We start from the raw sequence: 22330 nt of genomic DNA on the forward strand, positions 1-22330 counted from the left end.
TGAGGGTGCTTTTTTACTGCAAAAGATATTTAGAAGGAGGCCAGATGAAAAATAAGGTATTTGCGTATGTTTGTGCTCCGTTTGAAAAAGACGGTTCCCCGGTACGGGAAACACAGGAATATTCACAGTCTTTGTTTCGGTTGGGGTATATTCCGATCTGTCCGAATGTAATGTTCGCAGCCTTCTTGTCGAATACGGTTCCGAGCCAAAAACAGGCGCGGCAGGATATGTCGCTGGAGGTGCTGCGGCGCTGCCGGATACTGGTCGTATGCGGAAACAATATCACGGAAGAAATGACACAGGAGATATTGCTTGCAGAACGGCTCGGGATCGTGACCGTGACCTTTGACGGGCTTAAAGGAGTATCTGAATATACCGGATCCAAAACACCGCGCGGATAGATGTTTTCTTTTCGGCAGGAATTGGGACAGCGCGTCTGCGCTGTCCTACCAAGCACTGAATCATGATAGCATTCGCCATCATGATTCGCTTGTAAGGGGAGGCCCTTATACCCCATTGCACAATTTAGGTTGTATTTATCCTAAAATTTGGATATAATATAAATGGAGGTGAGAACGATGAATGTCAATACAAATAACCTTGTATCTATTTCGGAAGCGAATCAGAATTTTTCCCGTGTTGCCCGAATGGTAGATGAAAACGGCGCAGCGGTGATTCTGAAAAATAATGCTCCCAAATACGTTTTAATGGAGATTAGCCAATTTCAAAAAGAAGAAACGGCGTCGACAGAAGACGTCGAAAAAATCGGGCGCAGAATTCTGGAGAAAAACCGACATGCCTTTGAGGAACTCGCAAAATGAAGCGTTTGACAGGAGAACAAATCAAATTGCTGCATAAAATGCTGATAGAGGAAACAGGCGGGTGCGATGGCCTGCGGGATGAAAATCTGTTTGAATCTGCAATCAATTCTCCGTTCCAAACTTTTGACGGCATATATGTTTATCCCACGATTGAACGTAAGGCGGCGAGGCTCGGATACTCTCTAATTTCTAACCATCCTTTTGTGGATGGCAATAAGCGTGCAGGGATTATGGCAATGCTGTCTTTTCTTGAGATAAACGAAATAAAGATCGACTGTGAAGATGATGATCTGATACACATAGGATTAAGGATTGCTGCTGGCACAATGAACGACGAAGAGCTTTTAAGTTGGTTACTGGATCACGAGATATAACAATTCTATACTGCTAAACAGTACCTGAGGCAGCCATAAAATATGGCTGCTTTTTTGTTGCAGAAAATAAGGAGGTGGATCACTACGCTGAAACGAAACATACAGGTAATTTTCCGCGTTAACGAAACGGAATACAGAATGTTGAAACAAAATGCCTCAAAAGCCAAATTTTCTCAGGCGGCGTATCTCCGCTCCCTCATTATGGGATATGTGCCCCGGGAGCCGCCGTCCGCAGATTTCTATGCTATGACAAAGGAACTGCGCGCCATTGGAAACCGTATGAATCAGATCGCCGCCCGTGCCAACGCAACGGGCTTTTTTCTTGCCGAAGAATATGCGGAAAACGCCCGTCGGCTTTTTGACAGCATCGTCAAAATACGCGAAGCGGTCGTGCTCCCGGACAAAATGACGTAATGGCAACAACGGCAATTTGGGATATTCGCGGCAGAATCGACCATGTGCTCGGCTATGCGGAGAACCCGGAAAAGACGAAAAATCCGGATTGGGGCAAGACAAACAGCGCAGATATGACAGACGTAATGGAGGAAGCCATGCGGCAGGCGCAGGCGCGCGGGCTTGCGGACGTAATCGGTTATGCCACAGAAGACGCTAAAACGGAGCAGCAATATTTTGTAACGGGTGTCAACTGCGCCAAGCAAACCGCCCGGAAGGAGATGATACTCACCAAAAAACAATGGAAAAAGGAAGATGGGATCGCCGCATACCACGGTTACCAGAGTTTCGCGCTGGGAGAGGGAACACCGGAGCTTGCGCATAAAATAGGCGTGGAGCTTGCGCGGCGGCTATGGGGTGACAGGTTTGAAGTTATTGTGGCGACACATCTCAATGCCAAGTGTATTCATAATCATTTCGTACTCAATTCCGTGTCGTTCAAGGACGGGAAACGGTATTACGACAATAAGGCGAGCTATGCGCTCATGCGGCGGACATCGGATGAACTTTGCCGGGAATATTCCCTTTCCGTCATCCAGCCAAAATATGCGGGGCGAACAAAGCACTATATGGAATGGAAAGCGGAGCAGGAAAGCAGGCCGACATGGAGGAGCGCGATCCGCGGGGATGTGGACAAGGCTGTCATGGCGGCGATGAGCTTCCCCGCTTTTCTCCGCTCCCTGCGGGATATGGGGTATGAGATCAAAACAGGGGTAAAACACATGGCGGTGCGTCCTCCCGGCAAAGAGCGGTTTGTGCGGCTCCGCAGCTTAGGACCGCAATATACGGAAGAAGCGATCCGCGCGCGTATCCTGCGCCAGCAAAAACAAGAATACGCCCCGACAAAGCAAACGATCCCCCGCAGACGGTACCTCGGCCTCTTTGTTCTTTCCCACCGCATCACATGGCGTGGGCTCCGCGCCCTGTATTATTACTATCTCCACAAACTGCGGCAGGCTCCCCATGTTCCGAGTGCTCCATACCTCCTGCGGGAGGATCTGCGGAAGATAGATAAACTGTCCGGTCATGCAAAATTTTTAAACAGATATAAGATCGAAACTCTTACGAGCCTTGAGGCACATAAAGCGCGGCGGCAGAAAGACATTACCGCCTTATTGTCCGAACGGACGGACGTCAGGAACGAACGGCGGCGCACAAACACCACGCCGGAACGCGACAAAGAATTATCCGGCAGGCTGCGGGAGATCGCATCCCTGCTCGGGCAATACAGAAAGGAGGTGCGGCTATGCGGTGAGATCCCCGCACGGGCGGCCCGCTTGCGGGAAACCATACAAAAGATCCATGCAGAACGCAAAAAGGAGATGATGAAACATGAACCATTCAGGAGACGCGGCGGATCAGGTCGTGAACATGACGGTACGCGGCGTTGAAGTAGCGGCAAATATCGCGGGAAAGGCGGCGCTTTCCCTTGCAGCGTTCCTCATCGCGGCCTCAAAAAGCCAAAAACGTACCAGAGGGCGGACGCGGATGCGTGCGTTCAACGGAAAACCGACCAAGGTATTCGTTATCAGGAGCGAAGATATGAAGGTCTTTGCAGAGGAAACTCGGAAATACGGCGTGTTGTATGCGGCGGTCATCAACAGAAAACAGCCGGACGGCCTCGTTGACGTTGTGGTCAACGCAAACGACGCGGCAAAGGTCAACCGGATCGCGGAACGGTTCGCCTTATCCACCGTAGAGGTAGACAAAATACGGGAAGATATTCTGGAAAAGCGCAAAGCGCAGGAAAACGCCCCGGAAGAGGAACGTGAAACGCCGCCGCAGGATACGCATACCATCGACAACGATACGCTCGATGAAATGTTGGGAGGCTCCCCAAAAGAGCAGGGACAAAAACAGCCGGAGGAAGTATCGCAGGAAAACCCTACGATGGCGGGGACGGAGAAACAGAGAACGGAAAACTCAAGTCCGTCCGCGCCTATCTCCGGGAACAAAGACAATACCGCCGCGGAGGATATTGAGCGGAAACCATCCGTCCGCAGCCAAATAAAAGAGCTGCGCGAAGAACGCAAAGCAAAAGCCCAGGCGGAAAAACAGCCGCAGAAAGCAATTCTCCGGCAGACCGCCCACAGGCAGCCGAAACGAAAGAGAAAATCCAAAGGAAAAGCGAGGTAAAACGAATGGAAAATTTTGACGAATTGCTGGAAAAGCAAGAACAGCAGTATTCCAAAGAGGAATATGCCGCATACAAACAGCAGGAACGGGATGAACTGCACCAGACCGTAGAAGATATGACGGAGCGGGTATTCTCCGATCCAAAACAGTTAGGCGAGTATCTGGAAATGCAGGCGCGGCTCGGAAAAACATCGGTAGGCAATACCCTCCTTGCGATGGCGCAGAATCCCAAAGCTACATATATCCTGACCGCGGAGGAATGGGCGGAACGGGAACGGGGAATACGAAAAGGACAGGGGCGCAGCGCCATCAAGCAATTCAAGCAGGATAAGGAATATGAGCGTGAGGACGGAACAATGGCAATGGGATACAAGGTGGAGCGGTGTTTTGACGTATCCCAAACGTATGGACGGAAAGTACCGGAACGCGCGACCAAGTCCATGCCAATCAAATCCAAACTCAAAGCCCTTATGACAGGTACGCCCGTTCCGGTACGGCTGTCTGATTCTTTAGATCAAAATGCAGGAGCCGTCTATTCAGAAGAAAACAAAGCGGTGGAAGTGGCGCGCGGCCTTGATGGGAACAAACTCTTTTTCTGTATCGCGCGGGAGCTTGCCCGTGCGGAACATAATCTCGCCCCATTTTCATGCGGCTGTGCCGCAGCAGTTACTTGTAAACGGTTTGGAGTCTCCGTGCCCCTGCCGGATCAGATACCGCAGGAATATGCGCAGCTTGAAACACAGGACAAACGGCTCGCATTAAGCCAGATCCATAAAGCGGCAAACGATACGATTGACCGCATAGACCGCACCCTGTATGCACAGCTACGCAAGCAAAAAGAACAGCCCGCGAGGTGAGCGTATGGAAAAACGGCTGATCGAGGTAGACGAATATGAACGCAGGCTTATCATAGCTTCCCTGAACGACACACGGAACGAACTCATGGCACAGGGACGCGATACAGGATTTGTGGACGATACCCTTTTGACCGTCATCGACGCTCCTGCAAAAAAACAGAAGAAAAGAACGGAGGCGCAAAGATAATGATACAGTGCATTGAATCGCTCGGAAGGGCGGAAAAAGAGCAATCCGGAGATAACGACAATGAATCCGAATGAAGATTGGAATACGCGCTTGATTCTGATTGGGATCGGATGCGTTTTTGTCGTATGGGCGGCTGTTATAGCCGCCCCTTTTTTATCCAACGGATTGATCGGGATCATAAGAGGACTTGCGGCAGGAATGGCGCATCCGTTCCGCGTGGCATGGTGCGATGATACGCCCCGCGCAATCCTCATTTTCCTGCTCATTTATGGGTTGTGTATCGGCATTTTCCTGTCTGCACGGCGCAATTACCGCAGAGGTGAGGAGTATGGTTCTGCAAAACTGGGAGACGCCCGCTCATTGTCCAAAAAATACGCGGATAAAACTTTTGCGGACAATATCATTCTTACACAAAATACGCGGATCGGACTTGACGGACGCAGGCACAGGCGCAACCTCAATGTGCTCGTGGTCGGCGGCAGCGGAGCCGGTAAAACACGGTTCTATGCCAAGCCGAACATCATGCAGGGAAACACGTCTTTCGTGGTACTGGACTGCAAGGGAGAAATTTTGCGGGATACCGGAAAGCTGCTTGAACAGCAGGGATATATTATCCGTGTTCTGGATTTCATCAATATGGAGAAAAGCCACGGGTATAACCCGTTTGCCTACCTCCGCGACGAGAAAGACGTGCTGAAGCTGGTAAACAACCTGATCCGCAATACTACGCCTAAAGGCTCCAATTCCAACGATCCCTTTTGGGAACGCGCGGAGACAGCTTTGCTGGAAGCGCTGATCCTCTATCTCAGAAGCGAAGCCCCGCCCGAAGAGCAAAATTTCCCGATGGTGATGGAAATGCTCGCGGCAGCGGAAGTGCGGGAGGAAGATGAGGAATATGCAAGCGTTCTGGATGAACTCTTTGAACGCCTTGCAATGCGCGATCCCGACCACCTTGCCGTCAAGCAGTACCATATTTTCAAAATGGCGGCGGGCAAGACTGCCAAATCTATATTGGTATCGCTGGGCGTCCGTCTGGAAAAATTCAATATCCCGCAGATCGCGTCCCTCGTGACGTATGACGAACTTGATCTGCCCTCTGTCGGCAAGAGAAAGACCGCGCTGTTCGCGCTTATACCGGACAATGACAGCAGCCTTAATTTCATCATTGGCATGATGTATACGCAGCTTTTTCAGGAATTATTCTATCTCGCGGACAGAGAGCACGGCGGGCAGCTTCCCGTCCATGTGCATTGCATGATGGACGAATTTGCGAATGTTGCCCTACCCGATGAGTTTGACAAGCTGCTTGCGACCATGCGCTCGCGCGAGGTATCCGTGTCGATCATCCTGCAAAACATCGCGCAGCTCAAAGCCCTGTTTGAAAAGCAATGGGAATCTATCATCGGAAATTGCGACGAATTTTTGTTTTTGGGCGGAAACGAACGTGCGACACGTTCCTAACTGAAAAGGTTAGGCACAAGGTCGATGTTAATAATTTCAGAGATTGAAAGGAGCTTTGAAAAACAGACTTGGAGAACTAATAACTCAATGGGTGGAATGAAGGAGTAACGCCCTGAAACGCTCGCCTAATACTCCGACTGGCGGTATCAACTGCAATTACGATGCGGTCAGAGGCTCGGTGAAGTCGGCAGAGAGTGATCGTATTGGCTTGCCAATACGAAAGCTGTCCAGAGGTGGATGGTATCACCTATATGCCGGGGTTCTATAAAATGCCCACGGTGAGAATGTTGCTTGGCGGCAACTGACGAACTTGCGAATGTACGGGTCTAAATGCCGAATAAGTCGAAAGGCTTTACAGTTTCATTACTGGTATGTGTGGTGGAGTAAGAATGTTCGTTATGAAACACCATACGCCGTTATAGGCGGCGTCCTGCATACAGGCTCATAGCAAGCACCTAAAGGTATATGCAAAGATTGAGTTATTGGAACGTGGTAAGCAACCTAACGCGGAGGACTATTGCAGTCTGTTGACACGGTGGCGGCGAAGAATAATAAGCGCCTTTAATGGTTGTGAAAGTGGTGGCACAGTACCGATGAAGTTATGGAAACATGATGGAGGGATAGCCACCAGTCGGAAATGATTCAATCAATCATTTTCGATGGAACGCCGTGTGCGGTGAAAGCCGCATGCACGGTGTGAAGCGGGGGAAAATCTGGAGATGACTTCAAAGGATTACCTATCGTTATAAAGCACGCACAAATATGTTTCGGAACTGCTCGGCAAAGCGACAATAGACACCAATACCTACGGCAAGAGTACAGGCCACAGCGGGAACTATTCCACGAACTACCAACTGACCGGGCGCGAGCTATATACCCCGGATGAGGTGCGTATGCTCGACAACCGCTACGCCCTGTTGTTTGTCCGTGGGGAACGTGCGGTACGCGACGAGAAATATGATATCCTGCGCCACCCATTTCTTGCCCTTACGGCGGATGGCGGCGCGCCGCCTTACCTGCATGGAACAGCGCCAAACGCAATGGAGGCGGAGCAGATCCTGCTTGACGGAGAACAGGAAGATTATGAGGTAGTGTCTGAAGAAGAAATACAGGAATGGCTGGAGGAACAAAACAAGGAGGAATCTGAACGTGAGGAAAATACAAAAGGAACGAAAAACACAGTTAAAGGCAATCAGACCGCCTAAAATAGTACAAGTATTATACTGTGCCTTTATTGTGCAGGCAATGATCGTATCATTTACAACCGCTGCATACGCGGCGGACGATCCCCTTGCGGTGGTAAACAATCTTTCCACTTTTATCTTTGGATTGATCCGGGCAGTTGGAATGATCCTGCTCGGCTGGGGGATCGTGCAGGTTGGGCTTTCCCTAAAAAGCCACGATCCGTCGCAGCGCGCCAATGGATTTCTGACGCTTGCGGGCGGTATCATCATCACATTTTCCAAAGAAATACTCGATCTGATTACAGGAGGCTGAAAACGATGTTTGAACTGGACTATCCCCATACGGAAGAGATGCGGATCCACTCGCTAAACGGTGAAATGCGGGAAGCGACTTTGCTGGCAAAAGTTGGAGATAACGATTATATAGTCGAATACAACGGCAAAAAATGCCATGCCATATATAACCCTTTCCGGGGGTGTTTTTATGTGGACGATAAATACAGCGTCATCAAAGAAAAACAACATAAGAGGAACGAGCCGTGCAGATGACGGGAAGGAGGCGTCTGATTGAATAGCGGTAACTGGATCATAGACAACCTTTCCAACGCCCTTTCCACATGGAACGCAAAACTGGCGGAAATATGGAACCTGCTCACGCAATCCCCGGAAACGTTCAAAGGCGGCGGGATCTGGGAGATCATTGTAAACATAAACGGGGCGCTGCAAGCCGTAGGCTATGCCCTGCTCGTCCTGTTCTTCCTGATCGGCGTGGTCAAGACATGCGGGAGCTTCGTAGAAATTAAGCGCCCGGAAGTGGCGCTTAAAATGTTCGTCCGCTTTGTCCTCGCAAAGGCAGCGATCACCTACGGGCTGGAACTGATGATGGCGCTGTTCCGTATCGTTCAGGGCGTGATCTCTACTGTAATGGATACGGCGGGCGTCGGCGGCGCGATGCAGGCTGTTACCCTGCCGCCCGAGATGGACGCAGCTGTACGCGACCTGCCGTTTTTAGACAGTATTCCCGTATGGCTCGTGTCATTGATCGGCGGTCTTATTATTACGGTATTGTCGTTTATTATGATCATGTCTGTATATGGGCGTTTTTTTAAACTCTACATGTATACGGCGATTGCCCCGATCCCACTCGCCGGATTTGCAGGCGAACCCACGGCAAGCATTGGCAGGAGCTTCATCAAGTCCTACGCGGCGGTATGCCTTGAGGGAGCGGTCATTGTACTCGCCTGCATTATTTTTTCCGTGTTCGCCGCGTCCCCGCCTGTGGTCATAGAGGGAGCAAGCCCCACCACAATGGTATGGACATATATGGGAGAGCTGATCTTCAACTTATTGGTGCTGGTCGGTTCGGTCAAGATGGCGGATCGGGTGATTCGTGAAATGATGTTTGGAGGGTAAAACAGAGAATTTAGAAATCAAAACATATCTTGAAGGGAGAATACAATATGATGAATCCAGATGATACAAAAATCCAGAACAGGATATTCAAACAAGCAAAATTATTTGGAAAGGAAGTGCTCTTTACCGATCAGAGAGTAGATAAACACAGCGTACCGGATGGACTTTACTGCTATGATATCCGGCACAGCGATCATTCTTTTTCCCGGCCTGCGACCATAGAGCCGTTTGTATTGGTGAATTGGTATGGAACAGTCGTATCCAAAACACCGTTGAATTTTACCGGGAACGATCCGTATCTTCCTCTTCGCAAGGGAGATTTACAGATTGGACGGAAAAAGATACCGCTTGGCCAATGGCTGGAGCATACCCCTGCTAAAAGGCGAAATGAACCGGAACGGTAAAGGAGAAGAGAGATGGAAGTTAAAATCAACCGTGAAATACGGGAATACCAGGAAAGTATCTTTTTCGGGCTGAACCTGCGCCAGCTCGTTTTTTCGATCCTCGCAATGGGCGTTGCCGTTGCCATATATTTTGGACTGAAAGATATACTCGGCGCGGAAACGGTATCATGGCTGTGCATTTTAGGCGCGGCTCCGTTTGCCGCCGTCGGCTTTATCAAGTACAACGGCATGACCGCCGAACAATTTGTATGGGCGTTTATCAAGTCTGAAATTTTAACGCCCCGCTGCCTCACGTTCCGCAGCGAGGACATCTATTACAACATCATATCTGAGGGAGGAAAAAAGTATGATTAAGGCGCTGATGCGCATCTTGAAGCAGGACAAAGAAAAACTGCATATCCCCCGCTCCGTCCAGCAGGTCATACCCGTAAAACGGGTGTGGCCGGACGGCGTGTGGATGGTCGGCAACAAGTATAGTAAATGCTGGAGATTTACGGACATCAACTATGAAATTGCATCCAAAGAGGATAAGACTGCTATGTTTCTGGATTACAGCGAACTCTTAAATTCCTTGGATTCTTCTGCCACAACAAAGATCACGATATGCAACCGCAGGATCAATAAAAAAGAATTTGAAAAATCTATTCTGATTCCAATGCAGGATAACGAACTGGACGGTTACCGCCGGGAATACAATCAGATGCTGATGGATAAGGTGACGGACGTGTCCAATTCTATTATGCAGGACAGGTACATCACCGTATCAATTTCAGCAAAAGATGTCGCGGAAGCACGCAGCTTTTTCAACCGTGTGGATGCGGAACTCACGACACATCTTGCACAGCTTTCTTCTTCCTGTGAACCGCTCGATACCGTAGACCGCCTGCGGCTCCTGCATGGATTTTTCCGAGAGGGCGAGGAAACCATGTTTTCTATGGACCTGCGGGAGATGATGAAAAACGGGCGTAGTTTTAAGGATATGGTCTGCCCGGATTCATTCCGCTTTGAAAGCGACTATTTCCAAATGGGCGAACGGTTTGGGCGCGTCCTCTTTCTGAAAGAATATGCCTCTTATCTCAAAGACAGCTTTGTTTCCAAACTGTGCGAGCTGAACCGCAGCATGTTCTTTTCTATCGACTTTATTCCTGTTCCCACAGATGAGGCGGTGCGCGAAGTGGAGAACCGTATGCTTGGTGTAGAAACGAATATTACGAACTGGCAGCGCAGGCAGAACCAAAACAATAACTTTTCCGCCGTCATTCCATATGACATGGAATTGCAGAGAAAGGAAACCAAAGAATTTCTGGACGACCTTACAACGCGTGACCAGCGCATGATGTTTGGACTTGTAACGCTCGTGCATACCGCTGATACCAAAGAGCAGCTTGACCGGGACACGGAAACACTGCTTGCCATCGGCAGGCAAAACCTGTGCCAGATCGCGGTGCTGCGGTATCAGCAGATGGACGGACTGAATACCGCCATGCCGTATGGTCTGCGGAAAATAAATGCCCTGCGCACCCTTACCACCGAATCGGCTGCGGTGCTCATGCCGTTCCGCGCACAGGAAATTATGGAACCGGGCGGCGTTTACTGCGGGGTGAACGCCCTGTCCGGCAATCTTATTATAGTAGACCGGAAACAGCTTATAAACGGCAACGGTTTTATCCTCGGCGTATCGGGCAGCGGGAAGTCTTTCTTTGCCAAACGGGAGATCATTTTCCTGCTTCTCTTTACAGATGATGAAATTATTATTGCCGATCCGCAGAACGAATATACCCCGCTTGTATCGGCAATGGGCGGCGCTGCCTTTGATATGTCCCCTACTTCGCCGTTCCATTTAAATGCAATGGACTTGGCGCTCGGCTATGGGGACAACGCCAACCCGCTGATCGCCAAAAGTGAATTTACTCTGTCCTTTCTGGAGCAGATCATGGGCGGAACGGGAAGGCTCACCGCAATGGATAAATCCCTTGTGGACAGGTGCCTCTCTAAAATCTATGCGGAGTATCTCGGGAGCAACTACACCATTCAGCCGCCCACGCTCGTTGATTTACACAAGGCATTGAAACAACAGCGCCTCAAACGCGCGGACGAACTGGCTCTCGCAATGGAGATGGTATCGACCGGGAACCTTGATATGTTCGCGCATCAGACGAACATTGACGTGAACAACCGCCTGATCAGTTTTGGCATACGTGACCTCGGAAAACAGCTTCGCACCCCGGGTATGCTCGTGATGACCGACGCGATCCGCAACCGGGTAGCACGGAACAGGGAACGCGGGATCCGTACCCATGTATTTATTGATGAGATGCATATCTTCTTTGCCAACGACCTTTCTGCAACTTTTTTCTCGGAAAGCTGGAAGCAGTTTCGCAAAGACGGTGCACTTGCGACAGGAATTACGCAGAACGTGGAGGACTGCCTGAAGTCCGTTACTGCCCGTACTATGCTTGCGAACAGCGAGTACCTTGTCATGCTCAATCAGGCTCCGACGGATCGGGCGGAACTTGCAAAGCTCCTGCATATTTCGGATAATCAGCTGTCGTATATTACCAATGCGGGATACGGCAAGGGGCTTTTGAAGTGCGGGAGCAGTATCGTACCATTCATAGACCAATTTCCCAAAGACACCAAAATGTACCGACTGATGAGTACCAAGCCGGGTGAGATCGAGGAGATGTTGGTATAGACAGTATGTATGCGAAAAGAGACGGGATATTTTTCTCGTCTTTTTGCTGTTTGTAAAAGCCTGCAAATAAAAAGTCAAGAACTTTTTTAAGGTAATGGGAAAAGTGAAAAATACAGGTAAAAGGCATACAGCAAAAAGACCATGCCCTAAAGATTTACAGCACGGCTAAGAAAAGAAGGGAGCGATTCAGTTATGATTCATCGCCACTGTCAAGTGCGTTCAGGTACTCCCTGACACGCCCATAGTAGATACGCAGGAACTTGTTAGCACCAGCGGTCATATACACGTAGTACGGCTTGCCCTCGGCACGCTTCTTGTCCAGAAACTGGAACACAGGCTCATCATGGGGCGCGCGTTTGAGATGGCACTCCATAATCTGGAACAGTGTCTTACGCAAAGGCGCACGGCCCCGTTTGGTGATAGAGGTGCTTTTAGCCTCGCGTGTACCTGATTGGTTAGGGCTTGGGTCTACGCCAGCAAAGGCGCTCAAAGCCTGCTTGCTCTTAAAGCGGCGCACATCACCGATTTCAGCGATAAGCTGTGCGGCTGTGGTATCACCAGCGCCATACAAGGCAGCTACTACCGGATATTCGGGCAGTGACTGTGCCAGAGACTGCATATCGGAGCGTAAAGCCTCAACCGTTCTGGAAATGGCGTTAAGCTGTGTGATGGCCTCTGTAACCAAAAGTTTTATGTGGTTATCCTTTGGCAAGGTGGGAACCTGCTCACTGGCCGCAGCATAGATTTCAGAAGCTTTACGAGGCGAGAAGATGTACCTGTGCCGTTTGCACCATTTGCGGTAACGCTCGGTAAAGGCTTTCTCGCTTACGCCGCAGACGCACTCACAGTGCCAGAATGTTGTGGCGAAATCCACCCACTTCTGGCTGCCATCGTCACGGACAGGGCTTTTGAACAGCTTATGGACTGTTGGGAATGTCTGGTCAAGCAATGCGATGAGGTTGCTCTTAAAAGCAGTTTTGTTCTTCATGTAGAGATTGTATTGCCGGCAGACAAGCAACAGGTTTTGCCTAGTAGTATCCATAGGGTCATATTCACGCAATTCAGCCCAGTTGTCAAGACCGTATTTGGCGATTTTTACAGCGTCGGCTTTGTCGGTTTTGACCTTGCGGACAGAGTTGTTGCCATACTGATTGATGAGTAAAGGGTTCACGACGCTGACAAAGATTCCCGCTTCATGGAGCGCCTTAGCGACAGGTTCATAATACCGGCCTGTGTACTCCATGATAACCCGAACCTCGCCGTCCAGACTTTTCAGGGAGTTTGCCAACTCGCTGAGTTCACTGGCGGTGTGGGAAACTGAATAAGGCAGGGTCACTACCTCGCCAAAGGGCCGCAATACAGCAACCATGCTTTTGCCTTTGGATACGTCAATACCGACTGCGTTCATAGAAAAGTGTACCTCCTAAGATTGATATGCAACTGGCAATACATCCTTTACTCACCGCCGATTCAATCTACTGCGTGACACGAACGCACAGAGGTGGTTCAACCTGCTTAAATCGAACGCTGCGAATGAGAGGATGGCTGACTGACTTATGCACGGACATGGTTAGTCCTGGGAGGCGACCGTCAGACCAATTACCTCAACATTCTAACAGCTTAGGCATGAGATGGAACAAGGTACTGCTGGAGTGCAGTATCTATATCCAAATATTATTGTAGTAGGAGACGATATGAGAATAGGATTGATCGACGTAGACAGCCACCATTTTCCGAACATCGCATTGATGAAGCTTTCCGCTTATCACAAGGCAAGAGGCGATACGGTAGAATGGTGGAACGGTTTGCTGTCTTATGATCTGGTATATATGAGCCGTATTTTTACGGATATTTATTCAAAAGATGAAATACATTGTATCCGGGCGGATCAAATCATACGGGGCGGAACAGGATATGATCTTTCCATTAAATTGCCGGAAAATATTGAACACCAATACCCGGATTACAGCCTTTATTCGCAGTATACAGCAGCATACGGTTACCTAACACGCGGATGTCCACGGGGGTGCCCTTTTTGTATTGTAGGCAAAAAAGAAGGAACAAGGTCCGTACATGTCGCTGACCTCTCGGAATTTTGGAGAGGGCAGAAAGAAATTCGTCTCCTCGATCCCAATCTCCTTGCTTGTAAAGACCACGAGAAACTATTGCAGCAGCTTGCAGACAGCGGTGCATGGGTGCATTTCACACAGGGACTTGACGCACGGCTATTAAACGAGGACAACGTTAAGCTTATAGACCGCGTTAAAGTGAAAAATTTGCACTTCGCATGGGATGATCCAAACGATACGAGCGCCCCCCAAATGCTGGAGTGGTTTGCAAAACAAACAAAACTTGATGATAATCACAGGTCGGTATATATTCTGACGAACTTTAACAGCACTCATGAGCAGGATTTGGAACGCATTTACAAGGTATGGGAAATGGGTTATCGGCCTTATGTCATGGTCTATGATAAGCCGGGCGCTCCGAAAATAACGCGGCATTTGCAGCGTTGGGTGAACAGTATTGTTCTTTTCAGACACATGCCGAATTTTGCAGATTATATTTCCGCAAAAAAATCGGAAAATATTGAAATATGAGGAAAAAACCTATGAAAGAAATACGAACCAAACCGACAGCCAGAGCTCCGCGCATCTTGTCCGAAGCGGCGCGGACTCCCAAAGAACTACTGCATAAAATTCATGGTGAAGCAGAAGATACAAGCGGCGGACGGAACGAACAAGAGGAATCCCCGCAGCAGTATGCCGAGAACCGGATTCAGGAAGCCGCGCAGCGTTCCGGCAGAAAGGCAAAGGAGCATGGAAAACAGGCGATACGAAAAATATATGACGTGGTGAAAAAGAATACTCCACCGCAAACAACGAAAACAGGAGCGACCAGCGCGCGCCGCTCCGTCCGCAGTGCAAGACACGCGGCAAAGCGAACAGTGAAAACAACAGCAAAACGGACAGTCAAGTCTGTGCGGCATACTGTGAAAGCCGCGCGGAATACCGTTAAGGCTTCCCGCCGTGCAGTCAGAACTGCAAAGGCCGCAGTAAAGACGGCAAAAATGGCGGCAAAAGCGGCGCAGATGGCTGTCCGTGCCGCGCGCGCGGCGGCGAAGGCGGCTGCTGCTGCCGCAAAGGCCGCCGCTAAAATAACGATGGCAATCGTAAAGGCTGTGATCGCGGCGGTAAAAGCGCTCGTTGCAGCAATCGCGGCGGGAGGCTGGGTCGTATTGCTCGTGATCTTGATTGTAGTGGTCGTTATTATTCTTGTCGTCTTTCTGATGGGGATATTTTTTGTGGATGAATCCGGAGGGCTGTCCGTCAGTGAGACCGCCGCACAGGTCAATGAAGATTTCCGGCTCGCCATTGATACGCAGATCAGCGGCCTTTTGGCTGGCGGAGCTTATGATAAAGTCAATATCATTTACGACGGAAATATGGACGGAGACAGCGATACTGTCAATAACTGGCGGGACATCCTGATCGTATTTTCCGGCAACCGTATGGCGGACGGCGAACCGTCTATTGAGCTTACGGAAGAATCCCGGGAGGAGCTGCGCCGCATCTTTTATGCCATGAACACCGTATCATACAGGACAGAAGCGGTGCAGGACACAGAACATGGAAACATTCTCAACATCTATGTGACCATAGACAGCAAAACATGGCAGGAAGGCGCTGCACTGTTTGCTTTTGATAAAAGCCAGTTGCAGATCGCAGAGGAACTTGCAAGGCCGGACTATTATCCTCTGTTTGCCGAACTTCTCGGTACGGATATTTACGGCGGTATGACGAACGGAGAGCTGACAGACATCATTTCCGGGCTGCCGCAGGGAACAAAAGGAACTATGATCGTACAGGAAGCGCTCACACGCCTCGGTCATCCGTACAGCCAGCCTTTGCGCGGTCAGGGCGATTATGTGGACTGCTCTTACCTCACATGGTGGGCATATAACCAGGCGGGGATCGACATCCCCACGACCTCCGTGGAACAGGCGCGGTATTGTCAGGAGAACGGGCGGAACGTAGGACGGTCAGAGCTCCAGCCCGGCGATCTCGTGTTTTGGTCAAAAACGACCTGCGGATGCGGACGCTGGAATGAAATTCATCATGTAGGGATCTATGCGGGAAACAATCAGGTGATCGAGGCGAGCAGCTCAAAGGGCTGTGTTGTCATTCAAAAACTTTGGGGGCTTGACGGCGGAAAATGGCAGGTCTATTCTTTTGCCCGTCCCGGCGTATAATGGAGGTATGCAATGGAACGAAATAAGTATGTTGCACTATGGCTCGCGGCGTTAGTCTTATTATTGTGTTTCGCTGTTCTGCCTTTTTTGATGTATTTAAGGATATATGAATGAAACGGTTAAATTTCAAATAATTCGTCTCACATAGTTGACATTCATTAAACTGCCCAATACAATGAAAGCGTAGGGATGGAATTTCCCTAAATATGCAGAAATCGCGGCAGACCCAGAGTGCGCCAACACTTCGGTGCCCTGCTCAAAGGTGCCGACACACCCTTGCACAGCTTCTTTTCGGAAGCGCCACGATCAAATATCATTATACAATCGTTGCGATTGTTCTTCAGTGAGATTTTTGTACGCGAGGGGAAAGGCTTTTGCCTGCACTCATCCCGCCCACAAAAGAAAGCGAGGGGGGCAAAAGGCGCGGCAGGGTTTCGGCTATGTCATTTTTTGTTTTTCAAGCGTAGGTTCCTTCGTTCCTAAAATATTTTATTTTCTCATACTCTTCGGTGGCAGGCGCTTCAATGATCCCCACACCGTTGTAATAGAAGTCTATGGGATATACCATCTTGCCATCAACGACATTTTTCCGGAGATCACAATCCCGGAGATAACCTCGTTTGCAATGAATAGCGTCAGTCCCTTTATCCCCGTGTACCGCTTGGCTCTTTCCACAAAGGCGGCTATGTTTGCCGTTTTGTTGTCCTGTTTCTCAATATCCAGACACAGTTTCTCGGTTTCGTCCGTCAGCCGCTTCTGCTCATCCTCATAGCTTGCAGATAAAGTAGCAAATCGCTCGTCCGTCAGCTCGCCGGATACATTACATTATACAATTATCCTCATACACCCGTTTGAACAGTATGTCCAGCTCCGCAATACGTTTCTCCGCCTTATATAACTCCCCGCGCTTTTTTGCAATCTCTTTCTTCTGTTCTTCGCCCGACCGTTCAAGCTGCACCCGTACAGATTACTTTTCAAACACCTGCGCATAGGTCAGTATCCGTCTCAAGCTCTCCAGTACCAGTTCGCACAGTTGTTTCATCATCGTCACGCCCTATGATGTCAGCCCATTCTGGCTCACATACAAACGGAAGCCCCATAGGTGTTTTTGCCGAATCGGAAACTCCTCTTTTATTACAAATAAGATGTAAAAGCACCTAGTCTGCATCTTTCCCCTATTTTAGGCAATCAATTTTCCGTCCGGCAACTGTTACTTCACTATTTTTTTCTCCAGACGGCAGATGATCGGTTGAACCCCATAGGATGACCAAAGGCGGCCTATCCGCTTCTATACGAACCGCACTAATGGAAGCATTGTCTACCCCTTTTACGTTCCAAAAATCCGCAATTGGGATTCCTTCTATATTCATCAACAAAAGCTGGATTGCCATCATATGCGAAGAAAATAGAATCGTCTTTCCGCTGTTCTGCTCCACAATTTTGTCAAAGCCCCCCCGAATATTTTGTTGAACCTCCAAAAACGTATTCCCACCAGGTATTTTGAGTTTATGGGGAGAGGTCGCCCACTGCGTCAATTCTTTCCCCCAACTTTTTTGGACTTCTTCGCCCGTCAATCCCTCCCAAACTCCACAATTGATTTCTTTGAGACCTTCCTCGGGAAGAATATCCAGTTTCCTACCCGCAAGTGCAATCTGTGCCGTTTCATATGCCCGTTGAAGCGGACTGCTATATACGCAATCAAAAGGCGTTCCCGCCAGTGCTAAACGCAGGTACCTAGCCTGTCTTTTGCCCCGCTCATTCAAAGGTACATCCAGCATACCGATAAACCGTCCTTCTACATTCAACTGTGTTTCCCCATGTCTGACCAGATAAATTGTTGTTGGATGGAGCCTCCTGTTTTTCATTATAACAGGGCCCGCGACACTGCTGTTTTCCATTTTCTGTAATACTCCTGGTATTTTGGCTCTCCTGATGGCAAGAACGTTTTGCCCGTACCCGCTGATTTTGCAGCGTCAAAAATGTTATCCCACCAACCGATGTGAATACCTGCAGCAAACACGGATCCCCGCGCGGAAATTTCTGCAATATTGGCACACCGCACTTCTTTTCCTACAATTTCACTTTGGAACTGCATCAAGAAATTATTTTTCGTAGGTCCTCCGTCTGTTCTAAGTTCCCTCAGTTCAACCCCGCCTTGTTCCATCATATTTAGCAGCACATCGTTGATTTGGTAAGCAATTTGCTCCAGAAATGCACGCACAATATGTTCTTTTGTACTGGACCGTTCAAGCCCGCAAATCAACGCGCGTGCATTTTCATTCCAATATGGCGGGCCCAGCCCAGAAAATGCCGGCACTACATAAACACCTCCGTTATCTTCGACAGAAACAGCCATTTTCTCGATCCCGGATAAATCTTCCACAAGTTTCATCTGATCTTGCATCCACATAAGCGCATCGCCAGTACATGTAATATTGCCTTCAAGTTCGTAGAGCGTTTCACCCTGAATCCTCCATGCAAGCGATGTAGACAATCCTTTTGCAAAGAGCGGTTTATTTCCCGTATTAAGGGCTACGGAAGACCCGGTTCCATAGGTTGCTTTGACCGATCCCTTTTCCACACATCCTTGTCCCAGGAGCGCGCCATGCGAATCACCGATGACTCCCGTAATGTTAATCCCCTGTGCATTTCCTACCACAATTTCACCAAAATCGCCGTCTGAATCCTGAATTTCCGGCAACATCTCCATGGGAATCCCAAATAATCGGCAAAGGCGTTCATCCCACTTCAAAGTGTGGATATTAAAAAGCTGGGTACGGCATGCGTTGCTATAATCGCAGGCATGTGTTTTTCCCTTCGTAAGATTATAAATTATCCAACTGTCCATGGTACCGAACAGCAATTCCCCCTGCTCCGCTTTCTGCCGGGCGTTTTCCACATGCTTTAACAAATGGCTTGCTTTTGCCGCAGAAAAATACGGTGAAAGCGGCAGTCCGGTTCTTTGGTATATCTCGTCTCCATATTCGGCTATCCCATGGCAAATGTCCGCGCCGCGCTGATCTTGCCAGACAACAGCGTTCGCGATGGGAAGCCCCGTTGTTTTGTCCCAAATCACCGTTGTTTCGCGTTGATTGGTAATTCCAACCGCGGCAATATTTCCAACTCCCACATATTCCGTCATCTCATCTATGCATTTCAGTACATTCTGATAGATCTCTATGGGGTCATGCTCGATCCGATTTCCATCCGGATAAATTTGGCGGTGTGCCAATGATATTTTATGGGGAAAAATAGTTCCCGTTTCGTCAAACAGCATCCCTTTTGTAGCTGAGGTGCTCTGGTCGATCGCAAGGATATATTTCATCGCCCATCCCTTTCTGCCAATAACGCTTTGGCGCCTCGTGCAATTCCTTCGGCATCTAAGCCATAGTACCCATAAAGGTATTGACTGCTGCCATTGATAAGGTGCGTATCGGGTAATCCAAGTATCTTCATCGGAACCGGGCATTCCTGTGAAAGGATTTCGCTGACCGTACCGCCCAATCCGCCATATATGCTGTGTTCTTCAACAGTAAGGATACGCCCGCATTTTTTTGCAGCGTCAATCACCGCTTCCCTGTCGATCGGTTTTACAGAAAACAAGTCCATTACCGTTGCATGGATACCTTCCTGCGCAAGGATATTTGCTGCTTCTATTGCGTACCAGAGCGTTTCCCCACAGGCCAAAATAGCGATATCGCCGCCTTCGCACAGAATATTGGCTTTTCCGATGCTGCATCCCGGATTTTTTTCATATACGGCATTCACCGCACCGCGTCCGATTCTTATGTAGGCGGGACGTGGATTGTCCAATAGCTTGGCCACAAGCGTTTCTGTTTGATTCGCGTCCGCTGGAAGGATAACGTCAATCCCTGGAATGGCACGCATCAAAGCAATATCCTGAACGGAATGATGGGTAGCTCCCAACGCTCCGTAGCTGATTCCGCCGCTAATCCCAACGATCTTGACATTTACATTGGAATAGGCAACATCGACTTTTACTTGTTCGGCAGCTCGCATACTATAAAAACTGGCGGGTCCTATGGCAAATGCTTGTTTTCCGGACGCTGCAAGCCCTGCCGCAATGCCAACCGCATTCTGTTCGGCAATACCAACCTCGACAAACTGTTCCGGCAATTCATCCGCAAATGCACCGATTGCGGCGGAACCCCTGGAGTCCGTCGCCACAACAACAATATTAGAGTCCTGCCTTGCCCGCTCAAGCAAAGCTTCAGAAAATGCCACGCGGCATGCTTTTGCAGTCATCTGATCAGTTCCTCCTTATATTTTTGTGTGTATTCCCGCATTCCGGCCAATTGCTCCCGGCTGGGTGTTTTGTGATGCCAATCCGCTTGATTTTCCGCACACGCAAGTCCTTTCCCTTTGACTGTATTCGCAATTACTGCAGTCGGTTTGCCTTTAGCAAGACGGTTCAGTTCTTTTTTCAATGCTTCTATATCGTGCCCGTCCACGCAACGCATGTCAAATCCAAAAGCTTCCAGTTTTTTGTTCAACGGTTCCAAGGGCATCGTATCTTCTGTGCTGCCGCTAATCTGGAGACGGTTCCGGTCGATAATCATGCAAAAATTATCCAATCCAAATTTTGAGGCCGCCATCGCCGCTTCCCAATTGCTTCCTTCCGCCAGTTCTCCATCGCCGCAAAGCACATAAGTCTTATAATTTTGATGGTTCATTTTTGCTGCAATCGCCATACCTACGCCTACAGACATTCCATGTCCGAGCGCCCCTGAATTTGTCTCTATCCCTGGGACACTTTTCGTCGGATGTCCGCCGAACCTGCTTTCCGGCTGTCCATAGGTACTAAGCCCGCTTTCCGTTCCAAGATATCCTTCTGCTTCAAGCACAGCATAATACGCTTCTGCACTGTGCCCTTTGCTCAGTATGAACCGATCCCGTTCGTTCCACTTCGGATTGCTGGGGTCATGCCGCATCACATCAAATAATGCTATCAATATATCAACACATGAAAGGTCACCGCCGATATGGCCTCCGCCGCCTGAGACCACGATTTCACAGACCCGTAGGCGTATATCGGCCGCTTTCATCAGGTTATCCGTATGAGAAGCCATTCCTGCACCTCCTATTTATGCTTTCTGGGAACGTTGCCGTAATGCGTCGATCAATACTGCAATCAAAACGACGCCTCCTGTAACGACGGTCTCCCATGCCGAATCGATGCTCATCAATGTAATACTGACGGATATCACGCCCATCATCACGCCGCCAATGATCGTCCCGCCAACACCGCCGCTGCCGCCGACCATAGACGTTCCTCCAAGTACTGCCGCCGTCACAGAAGGCATAACCCAGTTTTCACCAATACTCGATTGAAAAGAAGCCAGCCGGCACATCGTAAATACGCCTGCCATTGCGGATAATAAGCCGCTCAGCGCATATACGCCGAGTTCCACCCGTTTTACACGAACGCCAACCATCCGGGCGGCGGTTTTGTTCCCTCCGATGGCGTAAATATGGCGGCCAAATGTCGTAAACTTCAGCATCAGGGTCAAAATGACAAAGATCACAAGCATAATAACCAGAATATTTGGTATAATTCCCCCGATCATATCGTTTACAAAATTTGCAGCCGCATCCGGTACGCCAATAATGGGCATACCTTGCGTTACAATGACTACAATTCCTTTAAATATTTCACTCGTTGCCAGCGTCACGATAAAGGGCGTCAAGCTAAACGAAGAAATCAGTGCGCCGTTGATCGCACCCAAACCAAGCCCCATCAGCGAAGCGACCGGTATGGCAATTGCAGGGTTGATTCCATACGACGTCATCATAAGGGCGCCGACCATACTGCAAATCGATCCCAGACTTGCGACAGAAAGGTCAATTCCTCCCGTCAACAGCACAAGCGTCTGTCCAAATGCTACAATAATTGTAAAAGATACATGCCGCAAAAGAGTACTTAAATTATATGGTGTGAAAAAATTTCCTGTCGCGATATGTACAATGACAGCAAGAACAATAATAATTAAAAAAACCGCCATCGCCGTTGATCGAGTAATTCCCTTAAGCAATGGATTCATCATTTTCACTTCAGATTTTTTATTCATGTCC

Annotated in this window: 23 protein-coding genes and 2 pseudogenes; 18 read left to right on the plus strand and 7 right to left on the minus strand. The window is 49.2% G+C overall.

Annotated features, from left to right (window positions below; translation table 11 throughout):
* Window positions 1–44: 44 nt before the first annotated feature.
* From CHK_RS02880 to CHK_RS02955, 16 genes and pseudogenes are all read left to right on the plus strand, one after another.
* Window positions 45–401: a DUF7768 domain-containing protein gene (locus CHK_RS02880; RefSeq protein ID WP_046442579.1), complete on the plus strand. Its 357-nt coding sequence runs from the start codon at window positions 45–47 to the stop codon at window positions 399–401.
* A gap of 177 nt (window positions 402–578) precedes the next feature.
* Entirely contained in the window at window positions 579–821 is a 243-nt protein-coding gene (locus tag CHK_RS02885) for a type II toxin-antitoxin system Phd/YefM family antitoxin (RefSeq protein WP_046442535.1), read from the plus strand.
* On the plus strand, window positions 818–1195 hold the full coding sequence (locus CHK_RS02890) for a type II toxin-antitoxin system death-on-curing family toxin (RefSeq protein WP_046442536.1): 378 nt from the start codon (window positions 818–820) through the stop codon (window positions 1193–1195). Before CHK_RS02885 ends, CHK_RS02890 begins: the two co-directional genes overlap by 4 nt.
* Window positions 1196–1237: 42 nt before the next feature.
* Window positions 1238–1609, plus strand: coding sequence for a plasmid mobilization protein (locus tag CHK_RS17115; protein ID WP_046442537.1), 372 nt, complete (start codon window positions 1238–1240; stop codon window positions 1607–1609).
* Entirely contained in the window at window positions 1609–3039 is a 1431-nt protein-coding gene (locus tag CHK_RS02900; protein WP_046442538.1) for a relaxase/mobilization nuclease domain-containing protein, read from the plus strand. Before CHK_RS17115 ends, CHK_RS02900 begins: the two co-directional genes overlap by 1 nt.
* The gene (locus CHK_RS02905; RefSeq protein WP_046442539.1) at window positions 2981–3784 is read left to right on the plus strand and encodes a PcfB family protein; all 804 of its coding nucleotides are present in this window, start codon (window positions 2981–2983) and stop codon (window positions 3782–3784) included. Before CHK_RS02900 ends, CHK_RS02905 begins: the two co-directional genes overlap by 59 nt.
* 5 nt (window positions 3785–3789) lie before the next feature.
* Window positions 3790–4641: a hypothetical protein gene (locus tag CHK_RS02910; protein ID WP_046442540.1), complete on the plus strand. Its 852-nt coding sequence runs from the start codon at window positions 3790–3792 to the stop codon at window positions 4639–4641.
* 4 nt (window positions 4642–4645) lie between these two features.
* Window positions 4646–4828: a hypothetical protein gene (locus CHK_RS02915; protein WP_052740238.1), complete on the plus strand. Its 183-nt coding sequence runs from the start codon at window positions 4646–4648 to the stop codon at window positions 4826–4828.
* Window positions 4829–4888: 60 nt separating this feature from the next.
* Window positions 4889–6280, plus strand: a pseudogene (locus CHK_RS02920) (VirD4-like conjugal transfer protein, CD1115 family); the annotation flags it as partial.
* 758 nt (window positions 6281–7038) lie between these two features.
* Window positions 7039–7494 (plus strand): annotated as a pseudogene (locus tag CHK_RS02925) (type IV secretory system conjugative DNA transfer family protein); the annotation flags it as partial.
* Window positions 7495–7534: 40 nt separating this feature from the next.
* Window positions 7535–7786, plus strand: a complete 252-nt coding sequence (locus tag CHK_RS02930; RefSeq protein WP_121418993.1) for a glutamyl-tRNA amidotransferase — start codon at window positions 7535–7537, stop codon at window positions 7784–7786.
* A gap of 5 nt (window positions 7787–7791) precedes the next feature.
* Window positions 7792–8022, plus strand: a complete 231-nt coding sequence (locus CHK_RS02935) for a hypothetical protein (protein ID WP_046442544.1) — start codon at window positions 7792–7794, stop codon at window positions 8020–8022.
* A gap of 18 nt (window positions 8023–8040) precedes the next feature.
* On the plus strand, window positions 8041–8886 hold the full coding sequence (locus CHK_RS02940; RefSeq protein ID WP_046442545.1) for a hypothetical protein: 846 nt from the start codon (window positions 8041–8043) through the stop codon (window positions 8884–8886).
* 47 nt (window positions 8887–8933) lie between these two features.
* Window positions 8934–9290 (plus strand): LPD28 domain-containing protein, encoded by a 357-nt coding sequence (locus CHK_RS15520; RefSeq protein WP_052740242.1) that lies wholly within the window; start codon window positions 8934–8936, stop codon window positions 9288–9290.
* Between the two features lie 12 nt (window positions 9291–9302).
* Window positions 9303–9644, plus strand: coding sequence for a PrgI family protein (locus CHK_RS02950; protein WP_046442546.1), 342 nt, complete (start codon window positions 9303–9305; stop codon window positions 9642–9644).
* A complete protein-coding gene (locus tag CHK_RS02955) occupies window positions 9637–11985 on the plus strand; it encodes a VirB4-like conjugal transfer ATPase, CD1110 family (RefSeq protein ID WP_046442547.1) in 2349 nt (782 codons plus the stop codon). Before CHK_RS02950 ends, CHK_RS02955 begins: the two co-directional genes overlap by 8 nt.
* Before the next feature lie 190 nt (window positions 11986–12175).
* Here CHK_RS02955 and CHK_RS02960 read toward each other — a convergent pair whose 3' ends face one another.
* Window positions 12176–13393, minus strand: coding sequence for an IS110 family RNA-guided transposase (locus CHK_RS02960; RefSeq protein ID WP_046442548.1), 1218 nt, complete (start codon window positions 13391–13393; stop codon window positions 12176–12178).
* Between the two features lie 286 nt (window positions 13394–13679).
* On the opposite strand from CHK_RS02960, the gene CHK_RS02965 reads away from it, so the two are divergent.
* Window positions 13680–14585, plus strand: coding sequence for a radical SAM protein (locus CHK_RS02965; RefSeq protein WP_046442549.1), 906 nt, complete (start codon window positions 13680–13682; stop codon window positions 14583–14585).
* Window positions 14586–14596: 11 nt separating this feature from the next.
* Window positions 14597–16237 (plus strand): C40 family peptidase, encoded by a 1641-nt coding sequence (locus CHK_RS02970; protein ID WP_046442550.1) that lies wholly within the window; start codon window positions 14597–14599, stop codon window positions 16235–16237.
* Between the two features lie 552 nt (window positions 16238–16789).
* Here CHK_RS02970 and CHK_RS17025 read toward each other — a convergent pair.
* The 6 genes from CHK_RS17025 to CHK_RS03000 all read right to left on the minus strand — a co-directional run bounded on the left by CHK_RS17025 (window position 16790) and on the right by CHK_RS03000 (window position 22326).
* Window positions 16790–17044: a DUF4368 domain-containing protein gene (locus CHK_RS17025; protein ID WP_082103361.1), complete on the minus strand. Its 255-nt coding sequence runs from the start codon at window positions 17042–17044 to the stop codon at window positions 16790–16792.
* A 368-nt stretch (window positions 17045–17412) separates the two neighbouring features.
* Entirely contained in the window at window positions 17413–18135 is a 723-nt protein-coding gene (locus CHK_RS02980) for a histidine phosphatase family protein (protein ID WP_046442551.1), read from the minus strand.
* The gene (locus CHK_RS02985; RefSeq protein ID WP_046442552.1) at window positions 18102–19562 is read right to left on the minus strand and encodes an FGGY family carbohydrate kinase; all 1461 of its coding nucleotides are present in this window, start codon (window positions 19560–19562) and stop codon (window positions 18102–18104) included. Before CHK_RS02985 ends, CHK_RS02980 begins: the two co-directional genes overlap by 34 nt.
* The gene (locus tag CHK_RS02990) at window positions 19559–20503 is read right to left on the minus strand and encodes a transketolase family protein (RefSeq protein WP_046442553.1); all 945 of its coding nucleotides are present in this window, start codon (window positions 20501–20503) and stop codon (window positions 19559–19561) included. Before CHK_RS02990 ends, CHK_RS02985 begins: the two co-directional genes overlap by 4 nt.
* The gene (locus CHK_RS02995) at window positions 20500–21327 is read right to left on the minus strand and encodes a transketolase (protein ID WP_046442554.1); all 828 of its coding nucleotides are present in this window, start codon (window positions 21325–21327) and stop codon (window positions 20500–20502) included. The genes CHK_RS02990 and CHK_RS02995 overlap by 4 nt, the downstream gene beginning before the upstream one ends.
* A gap of 15 nt (window positions 21328–21342) precedes the next feature.
* Entirely contained in the window at window positions 21343–22326 is a 984-nt protein-coding gene (locus CHK_RS03000) for an ABC transporter permease (protein WP_235843861.1), read from the minus strand.
* Window positions 22327–22330 lie beyond the last annotated feature (4 nt).

The sequence above is a fragment of the Christensenella hongkongensis genome (genome assembly GCF_000981035.1).
GTDB classification, from domain to species: Bacteria; Bacillota; Clostridia; order Christensenellales; family Christensenellaceae; genus Christensenella; species Christensenella hongkongensis.

Excerpts from the sequence above, each read along its gene's own strand:
- CHK_RS02880 (WP_046442579.1), top strand. The coding sequence starts at position 45 with ATGAAAAATAAGGTATTTGCGTATGTTTGTGCTCCGTTTGAAAAAGAC.
- CHK_RS02885 (WP_046442535.1), top strand. The coding sequence starts at position 579 with ATGAATGTCAATACAAATAACCTTGTATCTATTTCGGAAGCGAATCAG.
- CHK_RS02890 (WP_046442536.1), top strand. The coding sequence starts at position 818 with ATGAAGCGTTTGACAGGAGAACAAATCAAATTGCTGCATAAAATGCTG.
- CHK_RS17115 (WP_046442537.1), top strand. The coding sequence starts at position 1,238 with ATGGCTGCTTTTTTGTTGCAGAAAATAAGGAGGTGGATCACTACGCTG.
- CHK_RS02900 (WP_046442538.1), top strand. The coding sequence starts at position 1,609 with ATGGCAACAACGGCAATTTGGGATATTCGCGGCAGAATCGACCATGTG.
- CHK_RS02905 (WP_046442539.1), top strand. The coding sequence starts at position 2,981 with ATGAACCATTCAGGAGACGCGGCGGATCAGGTCGTGAACATGACGGTA.
- CHK_RS02910 (WP_046442540.1), top strand. The coding sequence starts at position 3,790 with ATGGAAAATTTTGACGAATTGCTGGAAAAGCAAGAACAGCAGTATTCC.
- CHK_RS02915 (WP_052740238.1), top strand. The coding sequence starts at position 4,646 with ATGGAAAAACGGCTGATCGAGGTAGACGAATATGAACGCAGGCTTATC.
- CHK_RS02930 (WP_121418993.1), top strand. The coding sequence starts at position 7,535 with ATGATCGTATCATTTACAACCGCTGCATACGCGGCGGACGATCCCCTT.
- CHK_RS02935 (WP_046442544.1), top strand. The coding sequence starts at position 7,792 with ATGTTTGAACTGGACTATCCCCATACGGAAGAGATGCGGATCCACTCG.
- CHK_RS15520 (WP_052740242.1), top strand. The coding sequence starts at position 8,934 with ATGATGAATCCAGATGATACAAAAATCCAGAACAGGATATTCAAACAA.
- CHK_RS02950 (WP_046442546.1), top strand. The coding sequence starts at position 9,303 with ATGGAAGTTAAAATCAACCGTGAAATACGGGAATACCAGGAAAGTATC.
- CHK_RS02955 (WP_046442547.1), top strand. The coding sequence starts at position 9,637 with ATGATTAAGGCGCTGATGCGCATCTTGAAGCAGGACAAAGAAAAACTG.
- CHK_RS02960 (WP_046442548.1), bottom strand. The coding sequence starts at position 13,393 with ATGAACGCAGTCGGTATTGACGTATCCAAAGGCAAAAGCATGGTTGCT.
- CHK_RS02965 (WP_046442549.1), top strand. The coding sequence starts at position 13,680 with ATGAGAATAGGATTGATCGACGTAGACAGCCACCATTTTCCGAACATC.
- CHK_RS02970 (WP_046442550.1), top strand. The coding sequence starts at position 14,597 with ATGAAAGAAATACGAACCAAACCGACAGCCAGAGCTCCGCGCATCTTG.
- CHK_RS02980 (WP_046442551.1), bottom strand. The coding sequence starts at position 18,135 with ATGGAAAACAGCAGTGTCGCGGGCCCTGTTATAATGAAAAACAGGAGG.
- CHK_RS02985 (WP_046442552.1), bottom strand. The coding sequence starts at position 19,562 with ATGAAATATATCCTTGCGATCGACCAGAGCACCTCAGCTACAAAAGGG.
- CHK_RS02990 (WP_046442553.1), bottom strand. The coding sequence starts at position 20,503 with ATGACTGCAAAAGCATGCCGCGTGGCATTTTCTGAAGCTTTGCTTGAG.
- CHK_RS02995 (WP_046442554.1), bottom strand. The coding sequence starts at position 21,327 with ATGGCTTCTCATACGGATAACCTGATGAAAGCGGCCGATATACGCCTA.
- CHK_RS03000 (WP_235843861.1), bottom strand. The coding sequence starts at position 22,326 with ATGAATAAAAAATCTGAAGTGAAAATGATGAATCCATTGCTTAAGGGA.